The 26,675-nt window shown below is 38.4% G+C and carries 26 protein-coding genes and 1 tRNA gene; 18 read left to right on the top strand and 9 right to left on the bottom strand.

Going from position 1 to position 26,675, the window contains the following annotated elements:
* Positions 1–50 precede the first annotated feature (50 nt).
* The 3 genes from MMP60_RS07515 to MMP60_RS07505 form a co-directional block, all read right to left on the bottom strand.
* On the bottom strand, positions 51–1,496 hold the full coding sequence (locus MMP60_RS07515; RefSeq protein ID WP_241335684.1) for a capsule assembly Wzi family protein: 1,446 nt from the start codon (positions 1,494–1,496) through the stop codon (positions 51–53).
* 148 nt (positions 1,497–1,644) lie between these two features.
* Positions 1,645–3,171 carry a lysine--tRNA ligase gene (gene lysS / locus MMP60_RS07510; RefSeq protein WP_241335683.1) on the bottom strand — a complete coding sequence of 509 codons (1,527 nt, stop codon included), beginning with the start codon at positions 3,169–3,171 and terminating at the stop codon, positions 1,645–1,647.
* Positions 3,172–3,332: 161 nt separating this feature from the next.
* Positions 3,333–3,770, bottom strand: a complete 438-nt coding sequence (locus MMP60_RS07505) for an SRPBCC domain-containing protein (RefSeq protein WP_241335682.1) — start codon at positions 3,768–3,770, stop codon at positions 3,333–3,335.
* A gap of 348 nt (positions 3,771–4,118) precedes the next feature.
* Here MMP60_RS07505 and rubA point away from each other — a divergent pair, with 348 nt between their 5' ends.
* The 4 genes from rubA (at position 4,119) to oxyR (ending at position 7,486) form a co-directional block, all read left to right on the top strand.
* Positions 4,119–4,283 (top strand): rubredoxin RubA, encoded by a 165-nt coding sequence (gene rubA / locus MMP60_RS07500; protein WP_004663059.1) that lies wholly within the window; start codon positions 4,119–4,121, stop codon positions 4,281–4,283.
* Between the two features lie 83 nt (positions 4,284–4,366).
* Positions 4,367–5,548 carry a rubredoxin reductase RubB gene (rubB, locus tag MMP60_RS07495; RefSeq protein WP_241335681.1) on the top strand — a complete coding sequence of 394 codons (1,182 nt, stop codon included), beginning with the start codon at positions 4,367–4,369 and terminating at the stop codon, positions 5,546–5,548.
* An 81-nt stretch (positions 5,549–5,629) separates the two neighbouring features.
* On the top strand, positions 5,630–6,574 hold the full coding sequence (estB, locus tag MMP60_RS07490) for an esterase EstB (protein WP_241335680.1): 945 nt from the start codon (positions 5,630–5,632) through the stop codon (positions 6,572–6,574).
* Between the two features lie 6 nt (positions 6,575–6,580).
* Positions 6,581–7,486, top strand: coding sequence for a LysR family transcriptional regulator OxyR (oxyR, locus tag MMP60_RS07485; protein WP_241335679.1), 906 nt, complete (start codon positions 6,581–6,583; stop codon positions 7,484–7,486).
* 60 nt (positions 7,487–7,546) lie between these two features.
* On the opposite strand, the gene dusB is transcribed toward oxyR, so the two are convergent.
* On the bottom strand, positions 7,547–8,572 hold the full coding sequence (gene dusB / locus MMP60_RS07480; RefSeq protein WP_241335678.1) for a tRNA dihydrouridine synthase DusB: 1,026 nt from the start codon (positions 8,570–8,572) through the stop codon (positions 7,547–7,549).
* 83 nt (positions 8,573–8,655) lie between these two features.
* On the opposite strand from dusB, the gene MMP60_RS07475 reads away from it, so the two are divergent.
* Both MMP60_RS07475 and MMP60_RS07470 read left to right on the top strand, forming a co-directional pair.
* Positions 8,656–9,864: a DUF1615 domain-containing protein gene (locus tag MMP60_RS07475; protein WP_241335677.1), complete on the top strand. Its 1,209-nt coding sequence runs from the start codon at positions 8,656–8,658 to the stop codon at positions 9,862–9,864.
* Positions 9,831–10,505 (top strand): HAD-IB family hydrolase, encoded by a 675-nt coding sequence (locus MMP60_RS07470; RefSeq protein ID WP_241335676.1) that lies wholly within the window; start codon positions 9,831–9,833, stop codon positions 10,503–10,505. Before MMP60_RS07475 ends, MMP60_RS07470 begins: the two co-directional genes overlap by 34 nt.
* A gap of 289 nt (positions 10,506–10,794) precedes the next feature.
* On the opposite strand, the gene glnA is transcribed toward MMP60_RS07470, so the two are convergent.
* Positions 10,795–12,210, bottom strand: a complete 1,416-nt coding sequence (glnA, locus tag MMP60_RS07465) for a type I glutamate--ammonia ligase (protein WP_241335675.1) — start codon at positions 12,208–12,210, stop codon at positions 10,795–10,797.
* Positions 12,211–12,833: 623 nt separating this feature from the next.
* On the opposite strand from glnA, the gene MMP60_RS07460 reads away from it, so the two are divergent.
* The 7 genes from MMP60_RS07460 (at position 12,834) to MMP60_RS07430 (ending at position 17,872) form a co-directional block, all read left to right on the top strand.
* Positions 12,834–13,418 (top strand): aminodeoxychorismate/anthranilate synthase component II, encoded by a 585-nt coding sequence (locus MMP60_RS07460; RefSeq protein WP_018678640.1) that lies wholly within the window; start codon positions 12,834–12,836, stop codon positions 13,416–13,418.
* A 226-nt stretch (positions 13,419–13,644) separates the two neighbouring features.
* The gene (trpD, locus tag MMP60_RS07455) at positions 13,645–14,694 is read left to right on the top strand and encodes an anthranilate phosphoribosyltransferase (RefSeq protein WP_241335745.1); all 1,050 of its coding nucleotides are present in this window, start codon (positions 13,645–13,647) and stop codon (positions 14,692–14,694) included.
* Between the two features lie 9 nt (positions 14,695–14,703).
* Positions 14,704–15,510 carry an indole-3-glycerol phosphate synthase TrpC gene (trpC, locus tag MMP60_RS07450; protein ID WP_241335674.1) on the top strand — a complete coding sequence of 269 codons (807 nt, stop codon included), beginning with the start codon at positions 14,704–14,706 and terminating at the stop codon, positions 15,508–15,510.
* Between the two features lie 112 nt (positions 15,511–15,622).
* Positions 15,623–15,976, top strand: coding sequence for a hypothetical protein (locus MMP60_RS07445; RefSeq protein WP_241335673.1), 354 nt, complete (start codon positions 15,623–15,625; stop codon positions 15,974–15,976).
* A 190-nt stretch (positions 15,977–16,166) separates the two neighbouring features.
* Positions 16,167–16,856: a Smr/MutS family protein gene (locus tag MMP60_RS07440; RefSeq protein ID WP_026315777.1), complete on the top strand. Its 690-nt coding sequence runs from the start codon at positions 16,167–16,169 to the stop codon at positions 16,854–16,856.
* 90 nt (positions 16,857–16,946) lie between these two features.
* Positions 16,947–17,495, top strand: a complete 549-nt coding sequence (gene folE / locus MMP60_RS07435) for a GTP cyclohydrolase I FolE (protein WP_017397502.1) — start codon at positions 16,947–16,949, stop codon at positions 17,493–17,495.
* Positions 17,496–17,509: 14 nt separating this feature from the next.
* Positions 17,510–17,872, top strand: coding sequence for a cupin domain-containing protein (locus MMP60_RS07430; protein ID WP_241335672.1), 363 nt, complete (start codon positions 17,510–17,512; stop codon positions 17,870–17,872).
* Between the two features lie 30 nt (positions 17,873–17,902).
* Here MMP60_RS07430 and MMP60_RS07425 read toward each other — a convergent pair whose 3' ends face one another.
* Both MMP60_RS07425 and hemE read right to left on the bottom strand, forming a co-directional pair.
* A complete protein-coding gene (locus MMP60_RS07425; protein ID WP_241335671.1) occupies positions 17,903–18,700 on the bottom strand; it encodes a DUF817 domain-containing protein in 798 nt (265 codons plus the stop codon).
* 42 nt (positions 18,701–18,742) lie between these two features.
* Positions 18,743–19,816 (bottom strand): uroporphyrinogen decarboxylase, encoded by a 1,074-nt coding sequence (hemE, locus tag MMP60_RS07420; RefSeq protein WP_241335670.1) that lies wholly within the window; start codon positions 19,814–19,816, stop codon positions 18,743–18,745.
* Between the two features lie 200 nt (positions 19,817–20,016).
* On the opposite strand from hemE, the gene MMP60_RS07415 reads away from it, so the two are divergent.
* Entirely contained in the window at positions 20,017–21,216 is a 1,200-nt protein-coding gene (locus tag MMP60_RS07415; protein ID WP_241335669.1) for a L,D-transpeptidase, read from the top strand.
* Positions 21,217–21,280: 64 nt separating this feature from the next.
* On the opposite strand, the gene MMP60_RS07410 is transcribed toward MMP60_RS07415, so the two are convergent.
* Positions 21,281–22,543, bottom strand: coding sequence for a diguanylate cyclase (locus tag MMP60_RS07410; protein WP_241335668.1), 1,263 nt, complete (start codon positions 22,541–22,543; stop codon positions 21,281–21,283).
* A gap of 162 nt (positions 22,544–22,705) precedes the next feature.
* Between MMP60_RS07410 and pyrC the strand changes: the two genes are divergently transcribed.
* From pyrC to MMP60_RS07390, 4 genes are all read left to right on the top strand, one after another.
* On the top strand, positions 22,706–23,740 hold the full coding sequence (pyrC, locus tag MMP60_RS07405; protein ID WP_018678650.1) for a dihydroorotase: 1,035 nt from the start codon (positions 22,706–22,708) through the stop codon (positions 23,738–23,740).
* Positions 23,725–24,390, top strand: coding sequence for a ribonuclease T (gene rnt, locus MMP60_RS07400; protein ID WP_023274763.1), 666 nt, complete (start codon positions 23,725–23,727; stop codon positions 24,388–24,390). The genes pyrC and rnt overlap by 16 nt, the downstream gene beginning before the upstream one ends.
* A gap of 19 nt (positions 24,391–24,409) precedes the next feature.
* Positions 24,410–24,485, top strand: a tRNA-Glu gene (locus MMP60_RS07395).
* Positions 24,486–24,646: 161 nt separating this feature from the next.
* Positions 24,647–25,330, top strand: coding sequence for a glutathione S-transferase (locus MMP60_RS07390; protein ID WP_241335667.1), 684 nt, complete (start codon positions 24,647–24,649; stop codon positions 25,328–25,330).
* A gap of 5 nt (positions 25,331–25,335) precedes the next feature.
* Here the strand turns inward: MMP60_RS07390 and MMP60_RS07385 are convergent, their stop codons facing one another.
* Positions 25,336–26,580 carry an NADH:flavin oxidoreductase/NADH oxidase family protein gene (locus MMP60_RS07385; protein ID WP_241335666.1) on the bottom strand — a complete coding sequence of 415 codons (1,245 nt, stop codon included), beginning with the start codon at positions 26,578–26,580 and terminating at the stop codon, positions 25,336–25,338.
* Between the last annotated feature and the right edge of the window lie 95 nt (positions 26,581–26,675).

Raw genomic sequence — 26,675 nt, 5'->3', positions numbered from 1 at the left:
ATACGATCAAAAAAGAAGCCATTGTCGGCTTCTTTTTTTACTCAAATTTGTTAGAAACGGAACATATTCTTTTCTAATGGAATTTCTACACCGACTGAAAGACCACCATCACGACCATTGAGATCAGAATCACTCACCCAACCATTCACTTTTAACGGAATTGTTGGTTTTAAATAATGCGTCCAAGTTAAATCTAAGCCTTTTAATGTGTCTTGTTTTGGAAATGCGTCATTAATTGCCAAATTGGATTGATTCGCCTTTGTATACAATACACGCCCACTTAAACGATTGATCACATCAAAACGAATATCACCACCCACAGAATAGATTTGCCCATCACCACCAATTGCATGGCCTAAAGGGAAACCATGTTGGTAATAACCATCTTTATAAGTCGTATGTGTATAAGAAATACTTCTAATTTCACCATTGGTGCGTGTATCTGCCCATTCAGCATAAAGCTGATATGGCATATTGTTATAACTTGAAGAAAAATCTACACCACCGAGATACATATATTTTGCAGGTAATCCGCCAGCTTCATCCTCTCCAACAAACTGACCATATAAACTGACTGGAACATCAAGCAAAGGCTGTAAAGATAATCGACCATCAAATCCAGCAATTTGATTAGATGGATCGGCTTTGCCCGTCCCACCATTATCTTTTGTTCCTGTAAAGGCATCCCAAAGTGAACTTAAACTCTCAGATCGACCATCACCACCCCATTGAATAGCACGGGAAGCACCAATTTCTAATGCTGGAAATGGATGAGCTGTTAAACGCAAACCAATGAGTTTCGCATCAGGGACTGCTTTATAATCATCTAATTGACCCGCAAAAGCTTGATACTGCCAAGGTCCAATCCATGACAACCACTTTGTTTCAAAAGCATTTTGAACAGCACGTTGTGCTGTAACCCCATATACAGGACGACTTGCATCCCCACGAATCAAACTACCATCATGTCCAGGTCCCCAGTAAGTTGGTATCTGACCAGCAACGACCCATTGATTCCAGAATTTACCTGCAATATAAGAACCTTCAACATTTGCATCATGCCCATGATTAATTAAAGGATCTTTCTCCCCATTAACACGCAGTTTGGCATCCCAGCTTTCCCCACCCGCGTTAAATTCAACGGCTGCTTGATATTGTGATTTTTGGTTATCAGCAAATGTTTGAGGAATAGTTTTTAAATCAGTAGCTGCATGTAAACCAAGTTTTACGGTTTCATTATCAGCTTGAAGTGCATTTAGTACAGAATTGATCACTTTTTGCTGTGTATTATTACTGACCTTTGCTTGTGATAAAGCACGTTGAATTTCGTTACCACTCAACGGCCACGTTGAAGTGCTAATCTGTATAACACCTTGTTGATTTAACCAATTTAAGTCAGTGCGTAAGTTTGCATCATTCAATACAAGACCTTGAGCAAAAGTAGTGGCTGAAATAGCCGAAAATAATGCGATATAAAGCGATTTTTTTACAAACATACCCAAACTGTTCTCAAATGTATTTATCCAATACATCATCGTTTTTTTATGCGTGTTTTTCAATCATCAAACCAAACAATTACACTTATTAACCAAGAAAATAAAAGCCACTTTTTGAAAGTGGCTTTTTATGAATGCGTATCAGAAATTAATCTTTACGGCGCATATGTGGGAACAACAATACATCACGAATACTTGGTGCGTTGGCAAATAGCATAACCAAACGATCAATACCAATCCCTTGACCTGCTGTAGGCGGTAAACCATATTCCAATGCTTCAATGAAGTCTGCATCATAATGCATAGCTTCATCATCACCTGCGTCTTTTTCCTCAACCTGTGCTTGGAAACGTTCCGCTTGGTCAATCGGGTCATTTAATTCCGAGAAACCATTGGCTAATTCACGACCGCCAATAAAGAACTCAAAACGATCTGTAATATGAGGATTATCATCATTACGGCGCGCAAGTGGTGAAGTTTCAGCAGGGTATTCTGTAATGAATGTCGGCTGACGTAGTTTCGTTTCTACAGTTTCTTCGAAGACAATCGTCTGCAATTTACCTAAACCGAAACTTGGCTTCACTTTTTCTTTCAACACATCTTGAGTAAATTTAGCTAAGAACTCACGATCATTCACATTTTCAGGTGTGAAATCAGGATTATGTTCAAGAATGGCATCAAACATTGAAATTTTCTTGAATGGCCCTTTGAAGCTATATACTTCATCACCATAAGGCAAATCAGTAGAACCTAAAATGTCGACTGCCAATTTCTCAAGCATGTTTTCAGTCAATGCCATCAAGTCTTTATAATCAGCATAAGCTTGATAAAACTCGATCATAGTAAATTCAGGGTTATGACGTGTTGACACCCCTTCATTACGGAAGTTGCGGTTAATTTCAAACACACGCTCAAAACCACCCACCACAAGGCGCTTTAAATAGAGCTCTGGCGCGATACGCAAATAGAGTTCCATATCTAAAGCATTATGATGCGTTACAAATGGTCTAGCCGATGCACCACCCGGAATGATATGCATCATTGGCGTTTCAACTTCCATGAAACGTTCATTGGTCAAGAATGCACGAATACCTGCAACCACTTTGGCACGAATTTCAAAGGTTTTACGTGTTTCTTCGTTGACGATCAAATCTAAATAACGCTTGCGATATTTCGCTTCAGTATCCGTTAAACCGTGGAATTTGTCTGGAAGTGGACGAAGTGATTTGGTTAATAATTCAAAACCTTCAAGGTGTACATATAAATCACCTTTACCAGAGCGACCAATATAACCTTCAGCAGCAATAATATCGCCAAGGTCTAAGCTTTTAATAGTTTCTAAAATGTCAGCTGGTAAACCTTTACGATCCACATACAGTTGGATACGACCCGTCATGTCTTGGATCACAATAAATGACCCACGGTTTAACATGACACGACCCGCAACTTTTACATAAACTTTTTCAGCACCTTCGATTTGTGCTTTATCTTGATCTTTAAATTGTTCTTGTAAGTCACCCGTATAGTGCTCACGTTTAAACGTATTCGGCCAAGGACTCTTACCTGTTTGTTTGGCAGTCTCTTGGATTTGCTTTAATTTGGCATGACGCTGTGCGATTAAATCGTTTTCGGAAAGTGTTTGTTCAGAAGTCGATTGAGCGTTTTGTTGCGTCATCTCTGCCTCGATTTAAGTAAAATTGAAGTGGCATAGAATAGCAGATCAAAGCCCATTTTCGCATCATTTCAGTACCACAAAGGCGAAAAAAGCAAAGATTTATCCATTTCCAAGCAAAAATAGTACGCCGATCTTGTAATAAATGTACGGCAAAAGTGATTTTATTGCTCAGCGAGTTGTTTAACCAAAGCTAACCCTTTTTCAAATCCTTGATTCATCATTTCAATATATTCGGGTTGAATATCCACTTCTACATAGAGTTGAGTAACGTCATCCAAATCAAATAACATGTACTTTTCTAATGCACCTGCCCAAGATTTTACATCGTCACTTTCAGTATCTTCCTCTCCATCTTGAATCATCCCGATATGTTTAAAAATAATCACATTAGGTTCATCTAAACGTTCGATTGTTGAAATCATGCCATCTCCCTTATCATCATAGAAATAGGTTTTACCGCCTACTTTCCAGTCTGATCGCATGGTCGAGTTGCAAGAAAAAAATTGCGTCCACGCTTGATAAGTTCCTTTTTGCCATAAAATCTCCCAAACTTTTTGTTTAGAAGCATGAATTTCAATTTCATAAGATAAGGTCTGCATTTTTATTTTCCTCATAATTATGGTGATATTTTTGATCTTTTAATTTTAAATGGTTATTTTTCACCCACTCTGTATTTATACTTTTACTGTTTTTAAAATGCTATAAGCATATACATATCTACAAAAATTAGAGTAATTGCTCAAATAACAAGACTTTCAGAACAAATTGCCATTCCACTTTCTACATAAATGATTAAACTCTTGCATTTGCTTTACTTAAATGGCGTTCTGCGTAAAAATCTAACTCCTGATCAACACAAGTTTGTTGTATTGCAGCGATCGTAGCGACATTATGGAATAGTTTTACTGAAAGGCAATTTGAGCACACCTATCAGTTTGGAGAGTCACATGAAAAAATATCAATGTATCGTTTGTGGGTGGATTTACGACGAAGCAGATGGTTGGCCACAAGACGGCATTGCAGCAGGTACCAAATGGGAAGATATCCCTGATGATTGGACTTGCCCAGATTGCGGCGTTTCAAAAGCTGATTTTGAAATGATTGAAATCTAAATAGATCTAAAAGACCGTGATTATGATCATGGTCTTTTTTTTCCTATCGTTTGTTTTTTATTGAAAAAATACTGGAGAATATAATGCATCCTATCGTCATCATCGGATCGGGCATGGCAGGTTATACTGTTGCACGAGAATTTCGCAAACTAAGCCCTGAACAAGAACTGGTTATGATCTGCGCAGATGATGCGGTAAATTATGCAAAACCAACATTATCTAACGCATTTGCAGGTAATAAAGCACCTGAACAAATTGCTCTAGGCGATGCAGCTAAAATGACAGCTCAACTCAATATGCGTATTGAAGCTGAAACATTGGTAAAAGAGATTAATGCTGAAAATCATGAGATCACCTTAGAAAAAAATGGTGAAAGCATAACTCAACCTTATTCAAAACTTGTGCTTGCTGTTGGCGCAAATCCAATTCGTTTAGCCATTGCTGGTGATGGTAGCGATGATATTCATGTGGTGAACTCGCTCAGTGACTATCGTACATTCCGTGAAAATTTAGCAAACCGCAAAGATAAACGTGTTGTGATTCTAGGTGCGGGTTTAATTGGCTGCGAGTTTGCCAACGATTTACTTCATAGCAACTATGATGTCACTGTGATTGATCTTGCACCACAACCGCTCGGTCGTTTACTCCCAAATCATGTTGCAGATGCATTTAAAACCAATTTAGAACAAGCAGGTATTAAATTTGCACTTTCAACTACGGTAGAGAAAGTAACAAAAACGAATAATGGCGAAGACTATGCGGTTACACTTGCAAATGGTCAAACCCTCGTTGCCGATATCGTCCTTTCAGCAATTGGTTTACAGCCAAATACAAGCTTGGCAAAAGCTGCAAATATTCAAACCAGTCGCGGTATCGTGACCAATACCTTATTGGAAACCAATCAAGCAGATATCTATGCGGTGGGTGACTGTGCTGAAGTGAATGGAACATTATTGCCATTTGTGATGCCAATCATGCAACAAGCACGTGCCTTAGCAAAAACTCTGAGTGGTCAAAGCACTGCGGTACACTACCCTGCTATGCCTGTTGCAGTAAAAACGCCTGCTGCGCCATTAACTGTTTTACCTGCACCAATCGGTATTGATGTAAGTTGGGAAACAGAAGAATTTGATGATGGTATGCTTGCAAAAGCTGCGGATAGCGAAGGAACATTACGAGGCTTTGTACTGTTAGGTGCAACAGCAAGTAAACAACGTTTAAGCTTAACCAAACTGGTTCCTGACTTGATTCCAGCACAAGTTTAAGGTTTAAATTAGGGTCTGTTGAGAAAGGAATTTCCAACAGACTTTAATTCGATAAAAAGAATTCAACTCGGAATGAATGCCATGAACAGCGCCTTACAATTTAATGTGTCACCTTACGCCCCATTTATGCAAGAAACCAAAGTCACTTTAGGCAATGGTATTCAACTGCATGTTGAAATTGGGGGAAACCCAGAACACCCAACAATTTTATTGGTGATGGGTTTAGGTGCTCAAATGCTGTTTTGGCCTGACTTTTTTTGTAAATCATTAATTGACCAAGGCTTTCGTGTTATTCGATTTGATAACCGAGATATTGGTTTATCCTCAAAAATTCGTGAAAAAAGAAAACGACTCAATACTATGAAATTAATGGGTCGCTTTATCATGGGGCTTGGCAATGATGGCGCACCCTATACGCTTTATGATATGGCTGAAGATGTCTCAATGCTGATCGACCAATTAGGGCTAGAAAAAACCTATCTCCTAGGTGCGTCAATGGGTGGCATGATTTCTCAAATTGTAGCTGCAAAATATCCAGAAAAAGTTGAAAAAATTGGATTACTATTTACCAGTAACAATCAGCCCTTCCTTCCACCGCCATTTCCAAAACAGCTTTTCAGTTTAATTGGTAAGCCTGAAGCACATGATGAAGAAGCAATTGTTAATCACAGTTTAAAGGTCTTTCACATCATTGGTTCTCCAGGTTATGTGAATCAAGTTGAAGCAATTCAAACGATTCGCAAACTATATCGTCGTAGTTTCTATCCAGCGGGTGTACTTCAACAGTTTTTAGCAATATTATGTACAGGTTCGCTATTACCATTGAACAAAGATATTACTCAACCGACTTTGGTTGTACATGGCTCAAAAGATCGTTTATTACCGCCAAGTCATGGGAAAGCCGTTGCGAAGGCAATTTCTGGTGCTAAATTTGAATTAATTCAAGGAATGGGGCATGATATTCCTGCTCACTTCATTCCACAACTTAGCGGTTTGTTTGCTCACCACTTTAGATCATCACACTAGGACTCTATGGCTGCATTACCCTCATTAAGACAGCTATCGTATTTAGTTACGTTGTCAGAAACTTTACATTTTACTGAAGCTGCACGTCGTTCATTTGTTACTCAGTCCACCTTATCGGGTGGCATCATGGAGTTGGAACGTCTCTTAGGTGGCGTCCTAGTTGAGCGTGATCGTCAAAATGTTCGTTTAACCCCTTTAGGCGAACAAGTTGTCGCACGTGCGCGTGTATTACTTGCAGATGCGCAAGACTTGATGCGTTTAAGTCGAGAAATGAGTGAACCACTAACGGGTGATTTACACCTTGGGATTATCCCAACGATTGCACCATTTATCTTGACCCAACTTCTTGATGAAGTGCATCAGCAATTACCAAAGATTCAACTTCACTTGCATGAAGCTCAAAGCGAAAAAATCGTAGAAAAATTAGAACACGGCAATCTGGATATGATTGTGCTTGCGCTTCCTTTCGATACGCGTGGATTAAAAGTTGCTGAAATCACAAAAGAAAACTTATTTGTTGTCTACAATAAAAATGACAAGAATGCTGAAAATGCAAATTCACTAGATGATTTGGATTTATCGCGTCTAATGTTGCTAGAGGAAGGACATTGCTTACGTGATCATGCTTTAAGTGCTTGTCCTGTAGGTGAGCGTAAAAATGATCATCGTTTGAAGGCAAGCTCTCTTCCAACACTCATCGAAATGGTTTCATCTGATCTTGGCTTTACGCTTCTACCTGAAATTGCATTGAAAAACAGTATGATTCATTTCAATGAAGAAATTGCCGTTAAATCAATTGAAGCTGCGCCGAGTCGTACCTTAGCTTTGGTGACACGAAAAAGCACACCATTGCAAAGTGAATTTGATGTGATCTTGCAAATTTTGCAAAAAATCACGGCGCATTTGGAATAATAAAAAACCCTGTAATGATCATCATTACAGGGTTTTTTAAAATCACCAAAAACAACACAACTATTTAATTTCTAACAAATTAACCTGTTCAACTTGCACATCACTCATACGCTGCCCTAGATCAAGCAATTGATCAAAATATGCTTCTACAACCTTTGCCTGATCAGCAGTATTCTCTACTTTATACATACTTTGGCGAAATTCATTACTCGAATGCAAGCCTTTGGTGTACCAAGCAATATGCTTGCGTGCAATACGACAACCTGAGTATTCACCATAGAATTGATAAAGTTCAGCCAAGTGTCCTAACAGTACAGTTCTCACTTCAGCAATATCAGGTGCTGCCAAATGTTCGCCTGTTTTCAAATAATGTGCAATTTCTCTAAAGATCCAAGGTCGCCCCTGTGCTGCACGCCCAATCATAATAGCATCTGCACCTGTATAATCTAAAACATATTTGGCTTTCTCGGGACTATCAATATCTCCATTCGCAATCAAAGGAATATCAATCAATTCTTTGACCTGTTTAATCAGATCATACCGTGCTGTATTCAAATACATATCTTCACGGGTACGACCATGCAACGCTAGAGCAGCAATTCCCGATTCTTCCGCGCGTTTTGCAACACGTAAAATATTTTCATGTCCATTTAAAAAACCCAATCGAGTTTTTAAAGTCACAGGCACATCAACCGCAGCAACCACAGCATCTAAAATACGAGCAACCAAGTCTTCATCTTGTAACAAAGCTGAACCCGCAAGTTTGTTACAGACTTTTTTGGCTGGGCAACCCATATTAATATCAACAATTTGCGCGCCATTTGCCACTTGATAACGTGCAGCTTCAGCAAGCTGTTCAGGGTCAGAACCTGCAATTTGTGCTGAGATGGGTGCTAGTTCACCGTCAAAATTTGCCCGATATAAACTCTTTTTACTCATACGCAGGGTTTTATCAGCCGTCATCATTTCACTGACAGCATGACCTGCACCAAAGTATTTACACAGTGTCCTAAAGGGTCTATCCGTTACACCTGCCATAGGTGCAACAATCAAATTATTTGACAGTTGATACGAACCAATATACATATATATTCTTACAAATTCTGAGCAACATAGTATACTTCATTCGCCCATTTGACTCATCTTTATTATGTGGTGTTGTTCTGATTATGAATAAATCATTCCCGACTCGTCCTTTATTAAAAATTGTTAGCATCATTACTGCATGCCTCAGCTTGTCAGCTTGTGGAGATAAGGCGTGGTGGTCTAATGGTAAAGGGCCAGAAATGGAAGCAGAACAGATTAAGAAGGTCATTCCTCCCCGTGTAAACGATCGTCAATCGTGGGCAAAAGATATCTTTGATATCATGCAGCAACTCGATATTCCTAAAACGAAGCAAAATGTGTGCAGTATCGTTGCAGTCGTTGATCAGGAATCAAATTTTGTTGCTGACCCAACTGTGCCTGGGCTTGGGGAAAAAGCAGTACAAGAAATCAATACTCGACTCAAAGAAAAATTTGAAGCCAAGTTGGGCGAAACAATTGGTGGAACAATTGCTGGTTATTTCGAAGATGTACTCAAAAACCAACCATCTCCTGAAAATAACTACATGAGCCAAATGCGCAAAGTCAAAACTGAGCGTGAACTTGATTTACTCTACCGTGAAATTTTCGATTACATGTCAAAGCATTACCATGTTAGTGCATTAACAGGTGCAGCTAAACTTGTTGGGCAAGACATTGGCGAAAAAATGAATCCAATTACCACTTTAGGTTCAATGCAAGTTCATATTAACTACGCAAAAGAACATAAACGCCAAAGTGGTAGCATTGCTGAACTACGCAATGATCTGTATACCCAATATGGTGGTTTATATTATGGTATTCATCGTTTAATGGAATACCCTGCTGATTATGATAAAGCAATCTATCGTTTTGCAGACTACAACTCTGGTGTTTATTCAAGCCGTAATGCAGCATTCCAAACCATGTTAAATGCACTCACAAAAACTGAAATTAGCCTAGATGGCGACCTATTGCTTTATAGTAAAGATGGTGATGTAAAATCAACACAAAGCCAAACTGAAAAAGAGCTGATTGCAATTTTTGCAAAAAATAATATTTTAGTGACACCACGCCAAATTCGCGATGATTTGAAAAAAGAAAAAGAGAAAAAATTTGAAGATACTCAGACCTATTTAGCAGTACAGAAGCTTTATCAAAATAAAACCAAAAAAGAACCAATCTATGCCGTCATGCCACAAGTCGTTATTTCAGGACCTAAACTGAGTCGTGACTACAATACAAATTGGTTTGCAAGCCGTGTAAATGGACGATATGAGACATGCATGCAAAGAGCGAAACGCATAAAACTATAAATCTTGCTTTATTTGACTTTGATGGCACACTCTATCCTAAAGATAGTTTTACAGGGTTTATTTTCTTTACCCTATCAAAGCGTCACATCGTCAAAAAAGGCTTAACAATATTACCTTGGATTCAAGCCTATTATTTACGCTTGTATCCAGCTCATGCGATGAGACCTCGTTTATTTCAAACCATGTTTAAGGGAATCTCAGCAGATGTTGTAGAAAATTTAGTATATGAATATGCGAAACAACTGGTTAAAAAGTTAGATCCAGATTTACTACAACAACTCTATTTACACCAACAACGTGGTGATCATATCGTTCTTGTTTCTGCATCAGTCGATTTGTATTTAGCACCAATCTGCGAACTGCTCAATATTGAGTTAATTTGTACAGAAACAGAAATTAGAAATGGTATTTTAACGGGTCGTTATAGCTCTCAGGATTGTAGCCGTGAACAGAAAAAATTACGGATTTTGCAACGATATAATTTAGAAGATTATCAATATATTTATGCTTATGGAAATAGCGAAGAAGATCTAGACATGCTCTCACTCGCCGACCATCCCTATATGATGGGTCAGAGAAAGTCATTACCTGAGCTAAAACCTGAAGTTATTACAGTTTGCAAGAATACAGAACAAATATAAAAAACTCGTCTAATTCATAAAGTTGGGACTACTATAAACATTTAACATAAATTAAAAAATATAGTAGAACTACGCAACTTACTTATGAGAATCTAAGAATTAAAAAAACAACCTAAATAACATATCAATTAAGCCAACAAACCATTATTTTTCTTTACATACACTGACATGTTTTCTATTAGATTTAAATCAGGACTATATACAGAAAAATATAAAACGCCCGATGAAATTCATCGGGCGTTTTATATGAAATAAGTGTTAACCTATTTCAGCATTAGAAATGTGTGTATCACAAGCTGTAGTACATATCAAATTCAACTGGATGAGTAGTCGTGTTAAGACGACGTACATCTTCAGTTTTAAGTTCGATATATGCATCAAGCATTTCTTTAGTGAATACACCACCTTTCAACAAGAACTCATGGTCAGCTTGAAGTGCTGCAATAGCCATTTCCAAGTTATGAGCAACTGTTGGGATTTTTGCTTCTTCTTCAGGAGGAAGATCATACAAGTTTTTGTCAGCAGCTTCACCTGGGTGGATCTTGTTCTGAATACCATCAAGACCAGCCATTAATAATGCCGAGAAACCTAAGTACGGGTTCATTAATGGATCAGGGAAACGTGCTTCAATACGCTTGCCTTTAGGGCTAGAAACGTAAGGAATACGGATAGAAGCAGAACGGTTACGTGCTGAGTAAGCAAGCATAATTGGTGCTTCATAGTGTGGAACTAAACGCTTATAAGAGTTTGTACCTGGGTTTGTGATCGCATTCAACGCGCGAGCATGTTTGATCACACCACCGATGAAGAACAATGCCATTTCTGATAAACCAGCATATTCATCACCAGCAAACAAGTTCTTGCCATCTTTAGAGATTGACATATGAACGTGCATACCTGAACCGTTATCACCAACCATTGGCTTAGGCATGAATGTAGCTGTTTTGCCATATTGGTGAGCAACGTTCCAAACTGCATATTTGAATTGTTGAACTTCGTCTGCTTTACGAACTAAAGTATTGAAGCTCACACCAATTTCTAATTGGCAAGATGCAACTTCATGGTGATGTACTTCTACACGACCAGGGCCCATGATGTCTTCAATACGTGCACACATTTCAGCACGCATGTCTTGATGAGAATCAACTGGAGGAACTGGGAAGTAACCACCTTTAACACGTGGACGGTGACCTGAGTTACCCGCTTCGTAATCTTTACCTGTAGACCAAGCAGCTTCTTCAGCGATTAATGTATGGCGCGCGCCAGACATATCGATATCCCATTTAACTTCGTCAAAAACGAAGAATTCTGGTTCTGGACCAAAGAATGCTGTATCACCGATACCAGTAGATTTTAAATATTCTTCAGCACGACGAGCAATCGAACGTGGGTCACGCTCGTAACCTTGACCAGTAGATGGTTCGATTACGTCACAAGTAACAACAACTGTAGGTTCAGCAAAGAACGGGTCAAGAAAACCTGTTGCAGCATCTGGACGTAAGATCATGTCAGAAGCTTCGATGCCTTTCCAACCCGCAATTGAAGAACCATCAAACATTTTACCGTCTTCAAACGTATCTTCATCAATTGTGTCAGCTGGGTAAGTTACGTGTTGCTCTTTACCCTTAGTATCAGTAAAGCGAAAATCGACCCATTTTGCGCCACTTTCTTTGATGAGTTGAAGGACCTTGTTCGCCATGCTCATTTGCTCCAATGAAATTTTTATGCACTTGTTAAGTGCGTGTTAGTTGTTGATATATAATTAGCAATTATCATACCAACAATTTTAAAGCATACCTAAAACATTGAAATTCTTTGCAGAAAAAATGCTTTAAGCTCCATGTCCTATGTCCACTATAATGTTTGCTTTCACAAATGCACCATATTTAAACATTCCGATCCCAGCTAGTCCCCAAAATAGACATAACGAACCAAAGTGGTGCAAAACATATAACAGAGAACTAATGTAGTGCAAAAGCACACCATCACTAGTTAGCATAAATTGGCTTTTTATATCATTCTTTTTAACTTCATTCCAATCAATTCATTTAGACTTTTGGTTCACTTTGTATATTTTCACCCAAGTCATTCAATTTATGAAGTTTATTATCTGTTTCTATGGTTCTTTATATCCTCGGTATATAAATCCATCAAAACATCTATTAAACGAAATATTCAACATTGATCATTTGTTTTTGTTATGATTATTGTCCTCTATATCTAAGAAATGCCTTTACGACGCATATAGCGCGAAAGGAATATCGTTTTTAGATAGGTTTATCAAAAGCAAAAGCACCATAAAGTGCGTATTTTCAAAAGGTTATAATCATGCTTTTAATGATTGACAACTATGACAGTTTTACTTACAACATCGTTCAATATTTTGGCGAGTTGAATCAAGAAGTAAAAGTTGTTCGTAATGATCAAGTCACATTAGAAGATATTGAACGATGGCAGCCTAAATACTTGGTAATTGGTCCAGGTCCATGCTCACCAAGCGAAGCCGGAATCTCAATTCCAGCAATTAATCATTTTGCAGGAAAAATTCCATTACTTGGAGTGTGCTTAGGGCATCAAGCCATCGGGCAAGCATTTGGTGGTCGTATCATTCGTGCAAAAACTGTCATGCATGGTCGTTTATCCGATATGCATCATAGCGATAAAGGTATTTTTAGCAATTTACCCTCACCTTTTGCGGCAACACGTTACCATTCATTGGTGATTGAGCAAGAAACATTGCCTGAGTGTTTAGAAGTGACGTGTTGGACCAACCAAGTCGATGGAACGATTGAAGAGATTATGGGCGTAAAGCATAAAACACTACCTGTAGAAGGCGTTCAATTCCATCCCGAATCTATTTTGAGCCAACATGGGCATCAAATTTTCAAAAATTTCTTAGATATTTACGCTTAAATGTAAACTCAAGCTCTAAGATAAGCAGCCTATTTAAAAATAGGCTGTTTTTATTTTGCATCATGAAAATACTTTAAATTAAAAAACTAAGCGCAAGCTCAAAACTAAAGCTATTTTCTGCTAACATAGCCAATTAGCAAGTGAATCATATATCACTGAAAGCGCACCCTCATCATCAACTGGTTTTGCTCAATCTTTTAATCATTAAATGCTGTAACTCATGACTATGAATATCCAACAGGCACTCAATCACATTACTAAAAACATTCATCTTAGCCAGCCACAAATGGAAGATGTCATGCGTAGCATTATGCAAGGTGAAGCAACCGATGCACAGATCGGTGCGCTGATGATGGGCTTGCGTATGAAAGGTGAAAGTATTGATGAGATTACCGCGGCTGCACGTATTATGCGTGAGTTCGCAATAAAAATTGATGTTAGTGATATTCCTCACCTTGTCGATATTGTTGGTACAGGTGGTGATGGTCAAAATCTATTTAATGTTTCTACTGCTTCAAGTTTTGTAATTGCAGCCGCGGGGGCAACCATCGCCAAGCATGGTAACCGTGGCGTATCAAGCAAATCGGGTTCATCCGATGTGCTTGAGCAAATGGGGATTCAACTTGATTTAGACATGCAACAAACCGAACGCTGTATCCGTGAAATCGGCGTTGGTTTCTTATTTGCACCAAATCATCATAAAGCAATGCGTTATGCAGTCGCACCACGTCGTGAATTAGGTATTCGTAGCATTTTTAATTTACTAGGTCCATTGACCAACCCTGCGGGTGTCAGACGTTTTGTGATTGGCGTATTTTCAGATGAGCTGTGTCGTCCTATTGCAGAAGTATTAAGACAACTGGGTGCAGTCCATGTATTGGTTGTACACTCAAGAGATGGTTTAGATGAAATCAGTCTTGCAGCCCCAACGACTGTCGCTGAACTTAAAGATGGTGAAATTAGCGAATGGACGCTAACGCCTGATGAAGTTGGTATTCCCTCTCAAACACTAACTGGCTTAGTGGTCAACAGTTCAGAAGAAAGCTTAAAGCTGATCAAAGATGCTTTAGGTCGTGACAAATCAGAAATTGGTGAAAAAGCAGCAAATATGATTGCACTGAATGCAGGTGCAGGTATTTATGTTGCAGGTATCACCAAGACCTACAAACAAGCAGTTGAGTTCGCTCAGGATATTCTTTACGGCGGTCAAGCCTTAGAAAAAATGAGTATTTTGGCTGAATTCACCAAGACATTGAAACAATACCAAGCAGACTAAGGACTTCTCATGATCGATATTCAAAATACCATTTTAGGTAAAATTGTTGACCGCAAACATGAGGAGCTTGCAGCACGTTTAAAACAACGTAGCTTGCACGATGTTGAACAGTGGGCAAAAGAGGCAACACCAGTTCGTGGTTTTGCGAATGCTTTACAGCATAAACGCCCTGCTGTGATTGCTGAAATTAAAAAAGCATCACCATCTAAAGGCATCATTCGTGCAGACTTTAATCCTGCGGAAATTGCACAGCAATATGAGCAAGCAGGCGCAGCATGTCTCTCTGTCTTAACTGATGTGGATTTCTTCCAAGGTGCTGATGAAAATATTGTGATTGCACGTAATCATTGTGCCCTACCAGCTTTGCGTAAGGACTTCTTGGTTGATCCTTATAACGTGGTTGAAGCACGTGCCTTACATGCAGATTGTATTTTATTAATCGTGGCATGTTTATCAGATCAACAACTTGAAGAAATGTCAAAAACTGCATTTGAGCATCAACTTGATGTATTGGTTGAAGTGCATGATGAATATGAATTGGAACGTGCGTTAAAGCTTTCTGAGCACTGTATTCTAGGTGTGAATAACCGCAATCTTAAAACCTTTGATGTTGATTTAAATACTTCATTACGTTTAAAGAAATTGTTGCCTGCTTCTCGTGTATTGGTTACTGAAAGTGGTATTGCCACACCTGCTGATGTAGAAATGATGCAAGCCAATGATATTCATACTTTCCTTGTCGGTGAAAGCTTTATGAAACAGCCACGTCCAGATCAAGCATTTGCAGAATTGTTTGGGAAGACTGAGCAGATTTAATTTAAATTCAAATAAAAGCCCAATTCTTTATCATTGGGCTTTTATAATTATTTAAAAAATACCATGCCAAAATATGAATTCGAATTGACAATAAAATAAAGAGCTTAAATTTATGTCGAATAAAGAAATTGAATCATTACAAAGAAGCTTATGTAAAAAATATGGTACTCCTTATCGTCCCACTTTAGAGGGAACGAAGTTAGGAATAACACTGAATATTAAAGAAAATATAACTCCTATTAATGGCTTGAGACATCCTCCTGAAGAGAATACAAATGGATGGTATATCTGGGGCGGCGAAGATTTTTCTGATGATCCTAATTTTTTTAAATCTATACATATAGAACATATCACTGAATGGTGCCCACAAATACAAAAATTTCTAGCATTACCTCCTGGTTGGAGATTCTTAATAGCTAATAATTATGAAGATGTTTGGTTTGATGAGTCATTACTTGATATTTAGTTTTTTAAAACTTTTTTCTTAACAATCTAATTTTGAATAACCTTATAATTACAACTAATTGACCATTTTTGAACAGCCACTCACTACTTTCGATTATCTACAACATTGCATGAATGCAATTTAGTTCAAATCATCACAGATTCGGACTATAATTTTACATCTCTCGTATCTTGCCTATTTTTCTAAACTTATGAGTAAACATGATTCATCGCTTTCTAAAGATCAGTTTAATTTACTGAAAGCCTTTAAAAAGCAAATCTCTAACCCTCAATCTAGCGCTATCGCAAAACAAGTTGAGGCAAAAAAAACTCAGGCGATCGCTGAAGAGTTGGAAGATACTGAGCTTTTTAAAAAAGCCCTTCTCGGCGTAAAACCAATCGACAATCAAAATATTGCCGATACCAAAGTCGCGCGTCGCAAAAAAGTTGATGCCCAAACCTTAGCAAAACGCGCAGCAGCCGAAGGTGGTACTGAGCAAGAGCTTACAGAAATTTCAGATACCCAAGCCATCTTAAATCCAGTGGCAAGCCAAGCGACTTTAAGCTATCGCATTGCAACCTTGCAGCACAAAGTCTTTGAAGATTTAAAAACAGGTAAAACTCGTTGGTTTGAAGCAGTCGATTTACATGGTTGTACCGTTGAACAAGCCCGAGCAGCCGTTCTACAGATCATTCAAATGGCAAAAGATGAAAATCAAAATGTCATCAAAATTGTTCACGGTAAAGGACCTGAAGCCATTTTAAAAACCTATGTCAATGGCTGGCTTAGACAACATCGTGATGTGCTTGCTTTTGTCAGCGCACCTGAAAATCAGGGGGGTACTGGTGCTGTTTTAGTGCTCTTAAAACGTGCAGAAAAGAACCCAAAGCACAAACAATAATCGGCATTTGGTTCAAAATTAAGTTTTTGAGTCGTTTTCTGATACAATTCCCGTTTTGTTCAACCCATCTAAGTGAACATTGTTATGTCTATGCAGCAATCGTACGCAAATATTTTAACTGCCGTTGGCGAAGATCTAAATCGCCCAGGCTTAAAAGATACGCCTATGCGTGCGGCTAAAGCTTTTTCTTTTTTAACTTCTGGTTATAGCAAAACCCTTGAAGAAGTTACAAATAGTGCGGTTTTCCCATCCGATAACCATGAAATGGTATTGGTCAAAAATATCGAGTTTTATTCGCTTTGTGAACACCATCTTCTTCCTTTCTATGGTCGTGTACACATTGCTTATTTACCTGAAGGTCAAGTTTTAGGTCTATCTAAATTTGCGCGTATTACTGAAATGTTTGCACGCCGTTTACAGATTCAAGAAAACTTGACTCAGCAAATTGCCGAAGCAGTTGCTGAAGTAACTCAGGCACGTGGTGTTGCAGTTGTCATTGACTCAGCCCATATGTGTATGATGATGCGGGGTGTCGGCAAACAAGAATCAACCACACGTACAGTTTCTTTTGTTGGTGATTTCAAAACTGACAAAGACGCACGTCGTGAGTTTTTAAGCGCTGTGCCTGAAAGTTATTAAACCGAGCAATTCATATGTCATCTATTCAGTTAGCAGGTTTTGGTGAATTAGTTCAAAACCAAGCCAGCATTGATTTTCCTCGAGCTGATCGCCTAGTCACAGGAAATCCTGAACGTCTCACCTATAGCTTATATGAACATCCACATATGGGCTGTGGTATTTGGCAATGTGAAGTGGGTGCGTGGAATATTCAATTTGCTGACAATAAACAAGAGTTTTTTCAAGTCATTGAAGGGATTGTCCGTATCCATGATGCAAAAACCAATTCTTTTATTGAAGTAACTGCGGGAAATGCAGGCATTATTCCCCCTGCATTTATCGGTACATTTGAAGTCATTGAAGCTGTTAAAAAATACTATGTGCTTGTTGAAGTGTAATTTCATTACATACATTTCAACATATAGAATTTAGGAATGTAATTGCCACATTCCTTTTTTATTTCTAGTACCTAAGATTTTCAAAACCAAGACTAAACTTAAAAGTAATAATAAATACCAAGAACCTAATTTTCCCCAACCGACCATATGCCATGCATCGACCTGACTCGGATATAGCCAAATTTTATAAAATGTACTAATGTTTTCCGCGATCCAAATCAAAAATGCAAGTACCAATAACACAGGTAACATTGGAACTTTAAAAGTATGTCTTTCAAGCTGAAAAGAGAGTTTGGTCTTCCAAAAAATGACAATACTCCAAGCAAATAAAACTAAACGAATGTCTGGAATAAAAAACTTGCTCATAAAATTTAAATACGACAAAACTGCTAGGCACAGCATATTGCTAAACTGTGGTAGATTTTCAAAAGAAACTTGATAAAGTCTTAAAGATCGAGCAAAAAAGCTCCCTACAGCCGAGTACATAAAACCTGCAAATAATGGCACAGTAAGGAGTTTAAAAATTGCAGGTTGCGGATATTGCCAAGAAGCAATCGCAGGATGCGTGAGGAAAATTTCCATCCCCATTGCCATGATATGAAACAAGGCTATCACTTTCGCTTCAGCCCATGATTCAAGCTTTAAGTACAGCAAACAAACCTGAATTGCTAATGCATAAAACAGTAAATAGTCATAGCGAAAGAAACCATAGTACTCATGACTTCCCATAGGTGCTGTCAATGCAAAAGCAATTAAAAGCAACAATCCAAATAAGGCAGCCGAAGCTGCCTTAGTCATAAAATTTAGGGATAATACGATCAACTGCACAAAATGAATCCTAGCGTGTTTAGCCTTGAAATATGCTCAATATCAACCTAAATATTTTGCGCTGTATTCATGTACAGTATCGACAAAAATCTTAGGCTGGGCAGGATCAACCCATTGAGTAATGCCATGACCTAAGTTTGCGATATACCCTGTTTTCTCACCATTTGCATAGGCATCATCGAGCATTGCTTTTACCGATTTTTCAATTGAAGCTGCTGAGCCATAGAGCACTGCTGGATCTAAGTTTCCTTGTAGGGCAGCTCGACCTGCAACCACATCACGTGCAGTATAAAGTGGTGTCGTCCAGTCTAAGCCAAATGCATCTGCACCAGTGCTTAACATGGTCTCCAACCATTGACCACCACCTTTGGTGAATACAATAATCGGAATACGTTGACCATCTTTTTCACGTTGCAGTCCTGCAATAATTTTGGTCATGTAGTTCAATGAAAATTCGACATATTCGCGATGTGCTAATGCGCCGCCCCAACTATCAAAAATTTGGATTGCTTGAGCGCCTGCATCAATTTGAGCATTGAGATAATCAATCACTGAATCAGCAAGATGATCAAGTAAAGCATGTAACACTTCGGGTTGTGCATACATCATATTCTTAATGAAGCGGAATTCTTTACTTGAACCACCTTCAACCATATAGGTTGCTAATGTCCAAGGGCTGCCCGAAAAACCAATCAGCGGCACTTGTCCATTTAAAGCAGATCGAATCGTTGAAACTGCATTCATCACGTAAGCTAAATCTGATTTAGAATTTAGTTTCGGTAAATTTGCAACATCTTGTTCAGTACGAATAGTTTTATGAAACTTAGGACCTTCGCCCGCTTCAAAATATAGTCCCAAGCCCAGTGCATCAGGTACAGTTAAAATATCTGAGAATAAAATCGCAGCATCGAGCTCATAGCGACGTAATGGCTGTAAAGTCACTTCACAAGCAAACTCAGTATTTTTGCATAGAGACAAGAAATCTCCTGCTTGCGCACGAGTTTCACGATATTCTGGTAAATAACGCCCTGCTTGACGCATCATCCATACAGGTGTGGTGTCTACAGGTTCACGCAGCAAAGCTCGTAAAAAACGATCATTTTTCAACGTTGTCATTACCAATCTCTAAATTTTTTCATGTAGGATGCATCATAACAAAGTTAGCCCTGAATTTATAATTGTAAACCCATACAAAAAATCAGACTTCAACTAATTTTTTAGCTTTGACACAAAACTGCTACTGCAAGCTGTTCTATTTTCTGTAATACTTGCAATATCTTATATTTCAATATGAATAATTCTTAAGGTTGAATTACATGTTTGTTCGCTCATTACTCGCTATGAGTTTAAGTTGTATTCTTGCTAACGTTGCTTTTGCTGCCCCAACAACTGAGCAAGCATTAAATCCAAAAAAAATCTCAGCTCCCGTTCAAGATCCTATTGACCCATTATCTATCGAGCGTTCTGCTGCATCGAGTGTAATGGCTCAACCCGCATCAAGTGTTGCTGTTCAAGCTGCTTCTGAACCACAAGTCAATACGGGAGCTGCTTCGGCAATATCTCAAAAACTAGAAAATGCACCAGAGACAACGGCGACAACACCAACCGTTAAAGTTTCATGGACTTTAGACAGTTTAAATACTGCCGATTGGTATGAAAATCTTGAGAAAGGTCAATTGCCTGTCTATGCACGTGCACATGTGATGCTCAACAATGCTCATGCTTCACCTGGTGCAATTGATGGTTCAAATGGTAAAAATACCTTAAAAGCAATTGCTTCATTTCAGCAAATGAATGGTCTCACGCCAACAGGACAACTCACAAAAGAAACGTGGGATGCTTTAGTCGCTCAACAAAACAAACCAACATATATTGAATACACGATCACTGATGCGGACTTAAAAGGTCCATATGCAGATTCAATTCCTGCTGACTATGCACTACAAGCAAAAATGAAAGGCTTGTACTACACGCGCGTAACAGAAATGTTAGGTGAAAAATTTCATATGGATGAAGGTTTCCTCAAAAAACTAAATCCAACTGCAACGTTCAAAAAAGCAGGCGAAAAAATTATTGTTGCCAATGTGCGCAATGATTTACCAGAAGATATTCATTTAATCGTTGCGCATAAAGGCGCAAGACAGCTTTATTTATTCAATAGCCGTAACCAAATGATTGCTTCATTTCCTGCAACAATTGGCAGTGCTGACACGCCTTCTCCGACTGGTACATATAAAGTAGTCGGTGTAACCAAGAACCCATACTATAGCTATTCACCATCGAATTTTATTCAAGGCAATAATCTTAAACCACTCATGTTACCACCTGGTCCAAACGCGCCTGTCGGTAATATCTGGATCGGTCTAAGCAAGCGATCTTTTGGTATTCACGGGACACCTAATCCTTCTTTGATTTCGAAGACTGCATCACATGGTTGTATTCGCTTAACCAACTGGGATGCAAATGATTTAGGTGGAAAAGTACGTTCTGGCGTTACTGTAAAATTCTTAGAATAATTTAGATTATTCAATTAAAAAAACCGAATACCATCAGTATTCGGTTTTTTTATCACGCTTTCTTTTATTCTACACTGGGCAATGGTTGATAATAGATTTGGTTACGCCCAAGTTGTTTGGCTCTATAAAGCGCTTTATCTGCCGTATGAATCACTAAATCTTGGCTGATTTTAGAATTCCCATTAAAAACTGTAATCCCTAAACTAATGGTGACGTGATTAGAAACTAAAGATTTTTCATGGGGAATCATCTGCCGATCAATTGCTCGATAGATATTTGTTGCAACTGCATAAGCACCTTGAGCAGACGTTTCCGGTAAAAGAACAACAAACTCTTCTCCACCATAACGTGCAATAAAATCCATATGTCGAATTGAACTTTTAATGGTTTTTGCAATGGCAGAAATCACTTGATCCCCCATCTGATGCCCATAGAAGTCGTTATAATTTTTAAAAAAATCAATATCAATAAACAGTACAGACATTGCCTTACTATCTTTACATGCCAAGTCATAGTAATAACTAAACATTTCTTCAAAAGTGCGTCTATTTGAGACCTTGGTTAACTCATCATGTTGGCTTAAATGTAGAAGCTCAGATGCTTGTAACCGCAAAATTTTTTCATCAATTTCAGCTATTTTGGTTTTTAAAAATAATTTTCTTTCTTTCGATGTAAGCATCACACTAATGGAAAAGCCTAACAAGAGACTTCCAATAAAAGTGCGCCCTAACATCAAAAAATCACATGGGACTTTGAGAAAATATAAGGACAATAAAATCACGATCGCAGCCGAAGAACCAATCCATAACATATGTTTAGGTTTAATCCCACTGAGAATAAAACCCAACATATACAGAAATGCAATCAATACCATTGATTGACTCTGCAACACTGCATTAGAAATACTCATCATCAATAAAGATGGAAAAAGAATTGTGCAAAACACAATCACGCATGTGGCTGGATAAAATAATCGGTTCAAACGTCTAAAACGGGAAAATGCCCAAAATGAAAATAATGCAACACCCACCACAACCAGACTAAGAATGCTATATATAAGATCTAATAGAAAATGAGTGCTTGTTCGAATAACCAATAAGTTCGATGGTAAAATCAAAAGTATAAAAATCGTATACGTGATTACACCTTGACCAAAAAACTGAATCGCATTAATTCTGGTTCGATCAATATTAAATTGCCAAAACTCATTTTCGAGTTGAGCAGGCAAAATTTTCTTTGTTTTCTTCGTTCTGGAATGTCGAACAACAAGGTGTTCTAAATCTTCTTTTGTTTTGCGTAACTGATTAATATCATATTGATTTTCCATCCCTCTCACTCTTCTTATAATGCTGTATTCTTGTCCAACATAAAAATAACACAATTTCTTATATTTTCATGTGCTTTACGTAACCACTTATCCATAATTGTAGTTACCATTTTTACACTATATGCATTATTATTTATATTATTTTTAAGTCTGAAGTACGCCTTGAATACTATTACACTTTTACAGCCAGATGATTGGCATGCACACCTACGTGATGGATTAGCTTTAAAACGTACTGTACCAGATCTTGCTAAACAATTTGCGCGCGCAATTTGTATGCCGAACTTGGTTCCACCAGTCAAAACGGTAGAAGAAGCGCTCGCATATCGTGATCGTATTCTTGCCCATGTTCCAGAAGGGCTTCACTTTGACCCACGTATGGTGCTTTATTTTACAGATTTCACTTCACCAGATGAAGTTCGTAAAATCAAAGAATCTGAGTTTGTAAATGCCATTAAACTTTATCCTGCGGGCGCAACGACGAATTCAGATAATGGTGTGAGCGATATTCGTAAAGTCTATGCGGTGATTGAACAACTTGAAGAACATCAAGTGCCATTATTGTTGCATGGTGAAGTCACTCACAACCATGTCGACATTTTTGACCGTGAAAAAAGATTCTTAGATGAAATTTTGTCTCCGTTATTAAAACAGTTCCCAAAATTAAAAGTCGTTTTAGAACATATTACCACCAGTGATGCAGCGAATTTTGTACTTGAACAAGATCGTAATGTTGCAGCAACGATTACACCGCAACATTTACTCTTTAACCGTAATGATATGTTGGTTGGCGGCGTAAAACCTCATTTCTACTGCCTGCCTATTTTAAAGCGTCAAACTCATCAAACGACGTTATTAGAAGTTGCGACCAGTGGCAATCCAAAATTCTTCTTGGGTACAGACAGCGCACCTCACTCACAGAATGCGAAAGAAAATGCATGTGGCTGTGCAGGTTGCTACAGTGCGCCAAATGCAATTGAATTGTATGCTCAAGCATTTGACCAAGTTGGTAAATTAGAACGCTTAGAAGGCTTTGCAAGCATATTTGGTGCTGACTTCTATGGTCTTCCTCGCAATACATCAACAATCACGCTAGTGAAAGAAGAAAATACGGTCGCTGAATCTTTTGACTATCTTGAGGGTCAAAAAATCATTCCACTTCATGCAGGTAAAACACTACAATGGAGAAAAGTGTGACCCAAGAAGAAAACAAAGCTCCAGTGATTGCACAACGTTTTCGTGGATTTTTACCTGTGGTGGTTGATGTAGAAACCGCAGGATTTAATTCACAAACCGATGCCCTCCTCGAAATTGCTTGTATCCCAATCATCTATGATGAACAAGGACAATTTGTACCAGGCCCTTCCTTCCATGCACACATCAATCCTTTTGAGGGTGCAAACCTAGATCGCCGTTCATTAGATTTTATTGGGATTGATCCATTTAATCCAATGCGTGTGGCGATGGCAGAAGATGAGCGTGGTGCCTTACGTCGCATTTTCAAATCATTAAATGAAGTACGTAAAGCACAGCATTGTACCCATGCGGTATTGGTGGGTCACAATGCCCATTTTGATTTAGGTTTTTTACAAGCAGCGATCAATCGTTCTGGTACTAAAAATCAAAATCCGTTTCATAGCTTTTCAGTATTTGATACTGTGACTTTGAGTGCAGTGATGTTTGGTCAAACTGTGTTAGCACGTGCATGTATTCAAGCAGGAATCGAGTTTGATGGTAAAGAAGCGCACTCTGCTTTATACGATACGCAAAAAACTGCTGAACTGTTTTGCTATATTTTGAACAAACTGTCTCCTCACCTTCTTGACACTTTGGTGACAGAGCCCTAATATACACCCACCTCAAGAAGTCCCTATCGTCTAGAGGCCTAGGACATCGCCCTTTCACGGCGGTAACCGGGGTTCGAATCCCCGTAGGGACGCCAAATTTTAAAAAGCCACTGCATCTTTAAGACAGTGGCTTTTTTATTGATGTTTTTCAGTCCATACATTATAAAACTATGATTTGAGAAATCTATTTGATTATATTTATGGTGCTTTCTATCCTATACTGCAAATAGATCAAAACGATAAATTTAAACCCAACATGCAAATCCGTTTATTCCACTTACAAAATTCACGTTCACAACGCATCGTTTGGTTTTTAGAAGAATTAGGACTTCCCTATGAGTTAGTCATCAACCACCATTCAAACGTAGATGAAAAGAAAAACTCACCGCATCAATTAGCAAAATTCCCTACCCTTGAAATGATTGATCAAGGAAAAATTTCCATTTTAGCGGAAACTTCAGCCATTCTTGATTACTTGTCTTATCTATATCCTCAATTAGGGCAAAGTAAATTATTAGGATCACAACTTCGAAGTTTTTATTATTGGAAAAATTATTGTGAAGCCACATTTATTCCCGATCTGTTACTCAAACAAATTTTTAACCAAATTGTACAACGCACACCATTTCCAATTCGCTTCGTTTCAAAGCTTTTAAAATATGGATTTGATCAAGGCTATTTAAATCCATCATTACAACGACAAATGAGTATGATCGATGGACATTTAGAAGATCACTTATGGTTTGCTGGAGATCAATTTACGATTGCAGATATTTTGATGTGGTTTCCATTACTGGCTTGCTCACAAAATGAGCATCAGTTTAAACATATACAGCGTTATTTAGCTCAAATAGAAAACAGACCCGCCTTTAAAAAATCTTTAATTAAAGGACAATGGTCTGCTTCTACGTTTCAGTCCTATTGGACGATTGCGTGGTAATTCAGTTATGCCGATTTACGCGAATTGACTCGACCTTTGACAACAGCCTTGATATTCCCTTTTGCATAATTCAAAAATACAATCAAAGGCGATAATTTTGGATTTGGCTTTTTACCTTGTCCAATTGCCTTGAATTGTGCTGCATACCAAATGATTTCCATGATTGCCATTTTATCGACAAAAGGAATCCCCGTCTTAATTTGATTCACGGCATAACGTACATCATTGCCTGCAATTAAACGATCTGTTAAATCAGTTTCAACTGCCAATGGGCGTGCAATACCAATAAAATCACATGCACCACTTTCAAGTGCTGCATTCATACCTGCTACAGTACGGAAACCGCCTGTAACCATCAATTTACAAGTCACATGCTGACGAATCTTTTCAGCAAATTCTAGGAAGTAAGCTTCACGTGCAATGGTACTGGCTTTACGAGACTCAGCTTTGGCACCTGCCATTGCTGGTGCTTCATAAGTACCACCTGAGATTTCAATAATATCGATTCCCGCAGCATCAATGGTTTTAAATACTGTCATCACATCTTCTTCAGTGATCCCACCACGTTGGAAATCTGCTGAATTGAGCTTCACCGAAATAATGAAGTTTTCTGATGTTGCTGCACGTACAGCCTTATAAATTTCCACCAAGAAACGCATACGGTTCTCAATCGAACCACCCCATTGATCCGCACGTTTATTGGTTAATGGAGATAGAAATTGACTAATCAGATATCCATGCGCACCATGAAGCTGCACACCTTCAAACCCTGCTTTTTCACAAACTGCTGCTGCTGTTGCAAAACGCTGAATAATATCGAGGATTTCTTCATGTTGAAGTTCACGCGGAGTCCCAAACATCGCTGCTAGCATTGGGCTAAAAGGAACTGCTGATGGTGCAACAGTTTCTTTATTCAAACCTTTAGGGCATTGGCGACCTGGATGTGACAATTGAATCAATTGCACCATGCCATATTTTTTACCTACCGCAGCCCATTGCTGTAACTTTGCCAAATCACGCTCAGTCTCAATCGCAACGACACCAGGTTCATTCTTGGCAGCAATATTGACCATTACATTACCTGTAATCGCACAACCTAAACCACCTTTTGCCCAAGCCTCATATAAGCCAATGTGTAACTCATTCGGCTGCCCTTCGTGATTGGCAAGTGCCTCACTCATCGCCCCTTTAATAATGCGGTTTTTAAATGTGGTATTACGAATTTGGATACTGTCTGCAATCTGACTCATGGTCATCCTCTGCTACAATTAGAGTATTTACTCTAATTTAATCTGATTATTGTGACTGTCAAGGGTTCTTCCGATAAATTGACAATAACATATGT

Source organism: Acinetobacter sp. ANC 4805 (assembly GCF_022549495.1).
In the GTDB taxonomy this organism is placed as follows: domain Bacteria; phylum Pseudomonadota; class Gammaproteobacteria; order Pseudomonadales; family Moraxellaceae; genus Acinetobacter.
Note: the sequence above shows the minus strand (reverse complement) of the source record. Positions and strands in the feature narration are given on the sequence as shown.

Excerpts from the sequence above, each read along its gene's own strand:
- MMP60_RS07460 (WP_018678640.1), top strand. The coding sequence starts at position 12,834 with ATGCTTTTAATGATTGACAACTATGACAGTTTTACTTACAACATCGTT.
- trpD (WP_241335745.1), top strand. The coding sequence starts at position 13,645 with ATGAATATCCAACAGGCACTCAATCACATTACTAAAAACATTCATCTT.
- MMP60_RS07385 (WP_241335666.1), bottom strand. The coding sequence starts at position 26,580 with ATGAGTCAGATTGCAGACAGTATCCAAATTCGTAATACCACATTTAAA.
- MMP60_RS07470 (WP_241335676.1), top strand. The coding sequence starts at position 9,831 with ATGCATGCAAAGAGCGAAACGCATAAAACTATAAATCTTGCTTTATTT.
- MMP60_RS07430 (WP_241335672.1), top strand. The coding sequence starts at position 17,510 with ATGTCATCTATTCAGTTAGCAGGTTTTGGTGAATTAGTTCAAAACCAA.
- MMP60_RS07505 (WP_241335682.1), bottom strand. The coding sequence starts at position 3,770 with ATGCAGACCTTATCTTATGAAATTGAAATTCATGCTTCTAAACAAAAA.
- MMP60_RS07390 (WP_241335667.1), top strand. The coding sequence starts at position 24,647 with ATGCAAATCCGTTTATTCCACTTACAAAATTCACGTTCACAACGCATC.
- estB (WP_241335680.1), top strand. The coding sequence starts at position 5,630 with ATGAACAGCGCCTTACAATTTAATGTGTCACCTTACGCCCCATTTATG.
- MMP60_RS07515 (WP_241335684.1), bottom strand. The coding sequence starts at position 1,496 with ATGTTTGTAAAAAAATCGCTTTATATCGCATTATTTTCGGCTATTTCA.
- dusB (WP_241335678.1), bottom strand. The coding sequence starts at position 8,572 with ATGTATATTGGTTCGTATCAACTGTCAAATAATTTGATTGTTGCACCT.
- rnt (WP_023274763.1), top strand. The coding sequence starts at position 23,725 with ATGGAGAAAAGTGTGACCCAAGAAGAAAACAAAGCTCCAGTGATTGCA.
- MMP60_RS07415 (WP_241335669.1), top strand. The coding sequence starts at position 20,017 with ATGTTTGTTCGCTCATTACTCGCTATGAGTTTAAGTTGTATTCTTGCT.
- rubA (WP_004663059.1), top strand. The coding sequence starts at position 4,119 with ATGAAAAAATATCAATGTATCGTTTGTGGGTGGATTTACGACGAAGCA.
- MMP60_RS07440 (WP_026315777.1), top strand. The coding sequence starts at position 16,167 with ATGAGTAAACATGATTCATCGCTTTCTAAAGATCAGTTTAATTTACTG.
- rubB (WP_241335681.1), top strand. The coding sequence starts at position 4,367 with ATGCATCCTATCGTCATCATCGGATCGGGCATGGCAGGTTATACTGTT.
- MMP60_RS07445 (WP_241335673.1), top strand. The coding sequence starts at position 15,623 with ATGTCGAATAAAGAAATTGAATCATTACAAAGAAGCTTATGTAAAAAA.
- MMP60_RS07410 (WP_241335668.1), bottom strand. The coding sequence starts at position 22,543 with ATGGAAAATCAATATGATATTAATCAGTTACGCAAAACAAAAGAAGAT.
- lysS (WP_241335683.1), bottom strand. The coding sequence starts at position 3,171 with ATGACGCAACAAAACGCTCAATCGACTTCTGAACAAACACTTTCCGAA.
- oxyR (WP_241335679.1), top strand. The coding sequence starts at position 6,581 with ATGGCTGCATTACCCTCATTAAGACAGCTATCGTATTTAGTTACGTTG.
- hemE (WP_241335670.1), bottom strand. The coding sequence starts at position 19,816 with ATGACAACGTTGAAAAATGATCGTTTTTTACGAGCTTTGCTGCGTGAA.
- trpC (WP_241335674.1), top strand. The coding sequence starts at position 14,704 with ATGATCGATATTCAAAATACCATTTTAGGTAAAATTGTTGACCGCAAA.
- MMP60_RS07475 (WP_241335677.1), top strand. The coding sequence starts at position 8,656 with ATGAATAAATCATTCCCGACTCGTCCTTTATTAAAAATTGTTAGCATC.
- folE (WP_017397502.1), top strand. The coding sequence starts at position 16,947 with ATGCAGCAATCGTACGCAAATATTTTAACTGCCGTTGGCGAAGATCTA.
- glnA (WP_241335675.1), bottom strand. The coding sequence starts at position 12,210 with ATGAGCATGGCGAACAAGGTCCTTCAACTCATCAAAGAAAGTGGCGCA.